Annotated in this window: 6 protein-coding genes; 2 read left to right on the top strand and 4 right to left on the bottom strand. The window is 60.7% G+C overall.

Annotated features, from left to right (window positions below; all coding sequences use genetic code 11):
• Both FHT92_RS29010 and FHT92_RS29005 read right to left on the bottom strand, forming a co-directional pair.
• A partial coding sequence (locus tag FHT92_RS29010; RefSeq protein WP_183831635.1) for an O-antigen ligase occupies positions 1-1,524 on the bottom strand: 1,524 nt, incomplete at its 3' end.
• Position 1,525: 1 nt separating this feature from the next.
• Entirely contained in the window at positions 1,526-2,623 is a 1,098-nt protein-coding gene (locus FHT92_RS29005; protein ID WP_312858802.1) for a glycosyltransferase family 2 protein, read from the bottom strand.
• A gap of 293 nt (positions 2,624-2,916) precedes the next feature.
• On the opposite strand from FHT92_RS29005, the gene FHT92_RS29000 reads away from it, so the two are divergent.
• Together FHT92_RS29000 and FHT92_RS28995 are read left to right on the top strand one after the other, a co-directional pair.
• Positions 2,917-3,207 (top strand): hypothetical protein, encoded by a 291-nt coding sequence (locus FHT92_RS29000; RefSeq protein WP_183831632.1) that lies wholly within the window; start codon positions 2,917-2,919, stop codon positions 3,205-3,207.
• A complete protein-coding gene (locus FHT92_RS28995) occupies positions 3,194-4,777 on the top strand; it encodes a hypothetical protein (protein ID WP_183831631.1) in 1,584 nt (527 codons plus the stop codon). The genes FHT92_RS29000 and FHT92_RS28995 overlap by 14 nt, the downstream gene beginning before the upstream one ends.
• 55 nt (positions 4,778-4,832) lie before the next feature.
• Here FHT92_RS28995 and FHT92_RS29710 read toward each other — a convergent pair whose 3' ends face one another.
• Both FHT92_RS29710 and FHT92_RS28990 read right to left on the bottom strand, forming a co-directional pair.
• Entirely contained in the window at positions 4,833-4,967 is a 135-nt protein-coding gene (locus FHT92_RS29710) for a hypothetical protein (RefSeq protein WP_281413054.1), read from the bottom strand.
• A 76-nt stretch (positions 4,968-5,043) separates the two neighbouring features.
• Positions 5,044-5,247 carry a hypothetical protein gene (locus FHT92_RS28990; RefSeq protein ID WP_183831630.1) on the bottom strand — a complete coding sequence of 68 codons (204 nt, stop codon included), beginning with the start codon at positions 5,245-5,247 and terminating at the stop codon, positions 5,044-5,046.
• Positions 5,248-5,449 lie beyond the last annotated feature (202 nt).

Genomic DNA, 5,449 nt, shown 5'->3' with positions numbered 1-5,449 from the left:
CAAGTCGCCGATGACCCGCTCGGCCACGCTTCTCGACAGAAGCCGCTCGGTCTCGGAGGTGACGTTGAGCGGCGCATCGCCGCCGGCATCGCCGCTGCTCAGCGCGGTTGCCAGGGGCTTGTGGATCATCAGCCGGGACCCGGCATGATAGCTCGGCTGCAATCCCGAGATCAGCACAATCGACGCCGCCATCAGCACCGCCATCACAGCAACGATCATAACAAGCCGCCGACGCAGCAAACGTAACCCAGACGTTAAATCTCTCGCTTCGGTGGGAAACCGGATCGCGAACATAATCACGGCAGTCGCAAACAGGACGAAGAGAATGCTATTCTGAGTGAGGATGATCGTTTCCGTGAGGTTCATCACCAGGAACATGATGACCAGTACATTCAGCCACAGCCAGCCTTCCTCGGGAGCGTCACATAGCAGCGCCGCTCCCTGCCGCACTGCGCGGGCGATGGTCCAGACCAGGGGGATGAAGCCCAGGAGCCCGAGACTCAGCAATGTGTCGCGAAATCCATTATGGGCGTGCGGCGCCGGCCACCCCGCCGCGGCTCGGACGTGCCAGCCATCGGCGTTGGAGTCGGCCCAGAAGGCCTGATATCCGTATCCGAACAACAACCGCCTTCCAATCGCGTGATCCACTTCCCGCCAGAGCGGAACACGGCCGGTCAGCGTCGCGTCCTTGCCCAGGGCTTCGAGCATGGGAACGAGGAGTTCGCTGAGACCTACAAGGACCAGCGCGACCAGTTGCAGACAGACCAGCACGAGGGTCACTCGTCCGAGATCGCGGGTCTTTGATAGAGCAAGGAAGAAAACCGTGGCCACCACCGCACTGGCCAGCGAGGTCATGGCCGTCATCGACTGGGACGCGACGAGGCAAACGAGACTGGCGCACAGCAGCGGTATGCTGACGATCCTCAGCCCCGCCCGTCGATCCGCTGCCATCACGCTGCATGCGAAAGTCGCGATTGCGGCGTTCCACCCGAGCGCGTTCTTGTTGTCAAAGACCCCTCTCAGGGAGCTCTCGCCCACGGTGAACGCGCGACCGGGCCATGCCACAGCCATCAAAAGACTGAACGCCATGCCGGAGCCGAGCACCACGACCGTCAGCAATAGGAATTGCCGCGGCGTGAACAGGATGGCGAGAAGATACGCAAGCGATACCGAGAGAACGAGCGCGACGCCCCGCTGCAAGGTGAGAGCGGGGCTGGGCGACCACAGCACCGAGACAAGCGGTAAAAGGAGGAGCACAACGAACGGCAGGCTGCGGCGGATGGCGACCAGCAGCTCTGCCTGATTTCGAGCCAAAAGCCCCAGAGAAATCATATAGATAGGCATGCCAAGCAGGCGAAGAGTCGCCATTTCACTGGCATCCAGGTGGCCATCGCGATCGATCAGAGGGAAAACACATCCGCTCAGAAGGAGCAGCGCAATGATGACACCGACGCACTCCATCGAACGCCAAGGCATGAGGACACTGGGGCTGTAGATTGCCGGGTAGCAAGCCTTATCCACCATGTCATTCTGCCGGATACTGGCTGCTCAACTGGCCTTCCGGCGGTCTCGCGCTCGCCACTGCGGAACTTGCGGCGATGCCGACCCGTCGCACAGAGCCGGCGGTGGCGGGCGCGCTGCGCCTCGCCTGATCGGCAACGGTGCCGCTATCCGACACGGCAGCGGCTCGGCCCGTCAGATGCTCCACCAGATAAAGCGGCCGTTGCCGGACCTCGACAGCGATGCGGCCGACATATTCGCCAAGGAGCCCGACGGAGATCATGTTGAATGCGCCGAACACCAGGATGACCACCATTATCGATGCATAACCAGGCGCATCGACGCCGAATATTAGCGTTCGCCCGATGATGATGGCCGCGTAGAGTTGCGCCAGAAAAACGACGACGAGGCCGACATAGGTCCAGATCCGCAGCGGCATCGTCGTCGATCCGGTGATCCCGTCCAAAGCGAAATTCCACAGGCGCCAATATACCCATTTCGAGGTGCCTGCCGTGCGTTTCGGCCGGTCGTATTCGACCGTCGCCTGCGTGAAGCCAACCCAGGAGAACAGGCCTTTCATAAAGCGGATGCGCTCCGGCATGCCGTTCAGAACATCGACGACGCTGCGGTCCAGCAGTCGGAAGTCGCCGACATTGTCCTGGATGGGATAATCGGCCATTCGATTATAGAGGCCGTAAAAAGCCGTGGCGCTCCAGCGCTTGAGCCAGGTGTCGCTGCCGCGCCTCTTGCGGCGTGCGTTGACCACCTTTGCGCCGCGCATCCAGGCGCTTACCATATCAGGAACGATGTCCGGCGGGTCCTGCAGATCGACGTCCATCGGGATGATTGCGTCGCCGCGGGCATGGGCAAGGCCGGCGGCCAGCGCTGCGTCCTTGCCGAAGTTTCGCGACAGGCAAATCAGGCCGACATCCGATCGCTGCGCCACGAGGCCTTCGATGATCTCTACAGTGCGATCTCGGCTGCCGTCGTCGACGAAGAGAATCTCCACCTGCCCGCCTGATCCGAGAGCGCTGCGGATCGCGTTAGTCTGTGCATCCAGAGCCTGGAGAAAGAGCACAATCGTCTCCTCCTCGTTAAACACCGGCACCACGATACTCAGCACCAGGCCTTCCTTATCGGGCATGCCTCGGGGCGAAAGATCAGTTGTAGCAATTGGCCATGTGCGGGGGAGCTCCGTGCTGTGCGGCAACATTTCAAGCCCCCGATGTGATGAAATGGGTTGGACCATGCGTGCCAGCGACCGCACGACGATCGGCGCTCAGCCGATCGAGCAACTGCAGGCACATGCCGAATAGGGATCGGGCCTGATAAAAGTCTTCGCCGAGACAGCGGAGCCGCCCACAGGTGTTTTGAGGAAACCGCTCGATCCGATCACTCTTTACAATAGTCTTACTCTTGACCATGCCCGGCTCCATCCAGCTTGCCGAACTTGCAAGCTTCAAGGCTCATCGAACTTCTCTCGGAATCTCCGTCTATGATGACGCACAAGCCTTTGTAGAAATGAACTTTATTCTTTATGCCGGCTGGTCGAAAGCGAGCCATAAGACGTACGCGTACCACTTTGTGCTGATTGTTGCTCGAACGGAGAAAGCGTTAGTCTTAGCGCCGATCTATGCCGGGATAGATGTATTGCCGGCGGCGCGCTGGACACGGTTTTGGGACTTGTACGTGGATGGGCATATCTGACCTCGATCTGACGACGGGCGCCGAGATCGCCGCACCATCGAACCCGGTAAATAAACCAGGATCGTTTTCACAGAGGTCGCATCCGTCGTCGTGGCAGGTCATTTCGTGGGTTGCCATGGGTGCCACCTTGGGGGCGCTCAGTATCGCGATCAGCGGACAGAGCTACTGGATAGACGAAGCCAACACCGCCTGGCGCGCAGCGGAGCCGCACTTCGGGGCGTTTCTGGCCCGCATGGTCGCAGAGACCGGTTCAGATGCGCAGATGCCGTTTTTCCTCGTGGCGATCTGGGTTTGGGAGAAAATCGCAGGCGACGGCGAGATCGCTCTCAGGATGATGAACCTGCTTTGGCTTATTCCTGGCCTCTACATTTTCGCTAACGGTCGGGTTGATCGCCTTCTGGTGGCCGGGACCAGCGCCTTCCTGTGGTACTACATCGATGAGGCGCGGCCCTATGGTATGCAAATCGGGGCGAGCCTCATGGTCTTCGGCCTGCTCGAGCGCGCGGTCGTTGCAGCGAGCGATCGCGGCGCAGAGGTCCCCCTTCTTAGCCGCTGTCAAGCATGGCTGCTCGCGTTCGGGCTTATCGCTCTTGCCGGAAGCAGCTTGCTCGGCGCGATATGGGCCGCGGCCGCGGTTGCCGCCGCCGCGTGCGCCGTATCCTGGCGCAGTCGCCGGCTTGCAGCCAGCCATCTCATCGGGCCGTCGGTTCTCCTCGTGGTCGTGATGGCGCCGCTCGGGCTCTATTATCTCTGGACGGTGATCGGAGGGGCTGGCGGCACCAAAGTGGCGACGACCGACGCGCGGACTCTGTTTTTTTCGGCCTACGAACTGTTCGGTTTTGCAGGCCTCGGGCCGGGCCGCACGGATCTGCGCACAGGGGAGGGGGCGATCGTCTTTTCTTACGTGGTTGCTCTGGCGAGCTACGCCATCCTGGTCGCGGCGGTTACGTTGGCGGGGTTGATCCAGGCCATTCGAAATATTCCGCCTCGCACGCTGGCAGCGTGCGCGATCGCCTTCACGTCCGCTGCTGCACTGATCCTGATTGCCGGATATATTCTGCACTGGCGCGTCGTCGGTCGCCATCTTGCGCCCGCAATCGCGGTCATCCTGGCGCTGCAGGCGGCGGGCGTGGCGTTGCTCTGGCGTAGGCCCGTCGGCAAGCTCGTGGTGCTTGGCTTTCTGATGATGGCATTGGCCTCCGGCGCGAGCATCAGGTTCGCTCCCCGCCACGCCAAGGACGACTATCGCTCCGCGGCCGGCGTCGTGCGCTCAGCTCTCGCTGAGGGTGATCGCGTCTGGTGGAATGCCGACGCGCTCGGCGCTCTCGTTTACAGCGTGCCGCTCGGCCGCGAGTGCGGCAGTGCGCTCTATGTCTCCGAGCCGCGGCCAGGCTTTGCTTCCACACTGGAGGCTCCAACCCTCATCGTCACCAGCAAGTCTGATATCTACGATCCGGAAGGGATCCTGACCGCGTTCCTGTCCGACCAACATTTTCAAATCACCGAGACCTTTCAGGCTTTCCAGATCTGGCGACGCGCGCCATCGACGGATCCATTGCCTTGCCGCTAACCGGCTATATCACGCTCCGAGCTGCTGCTATCGACGCCACTGAGCTCACTATGAGCTAGCCGCCGTTGGCGAGAATGTTCTCGGCGACCATATTCATCGCGGTGCCGAGCCAGAAACGTTCTGGGGCATTCGGCGGCGTGTCTGCATCGGAATCGGCCTCATCTGCTCCGATGTCGACCTTGCCGTTCACACGGGCCTGCCCGTCAGGGCGACGTATCCGAGCCCGAAAGCTGACGTTCCGGCATTGATGGCCGGCGAAGCCGGCTTCAGGTGGAATTTCCCGTGGCCGGGTCGGAAAGCAGCGGATCAAACCCAAGCAGGTTCCCGTCGGCAGCGTCCGACGAACGGCCGTCCGAAAGTACCGACGCCTCGCGCGGAGTGCCGTTGAACGTGATATTGTTGTACCACTTCACATCCTTGTTCACGTAGCCGTTGGTGCTGACGTCGTTGATGGCTCGGTTCCGGGCCACCATCCTTCGTTATCACGATCTGCTCATGGTACTACCGACTTTACCACGACTTGAGCAATAAAATCTATTAACCCATTGGCAATATTCAGATTTACGCTTTGATATCGTGATATTTCATCAACGACCTTGCGTATAATTCGGAGTCGCGGAAATTGTATTTGGCGTGACGTTTGGGTTTGACGTTGTTGATGGCGACGACGAT

It is taken from the genome of Rhizobium sp. BK377 (assembly GCF_014193935.1).
Classification (GTDB): Bacteria; Pseudomonadota; Alphaproteobacteria; order Rhizobiales; family Rhizobiaceae; genus Rhizobium.
The sequence above is the reverse complement of the archived record's forward strand: the minus strand, read 5'-3'. Positions and strand labels throughout refer to the sequence as shown.

Excerpts from the sequence above, each read along its gene's own strand:
- FHT92_RS28995 (WP_183831631.1), top strand. The coding sequence starts at position 3,194 with ATGGGCATATCTGACCTCGATCTGACGACGGGCGCCGAGATCGCCGCA.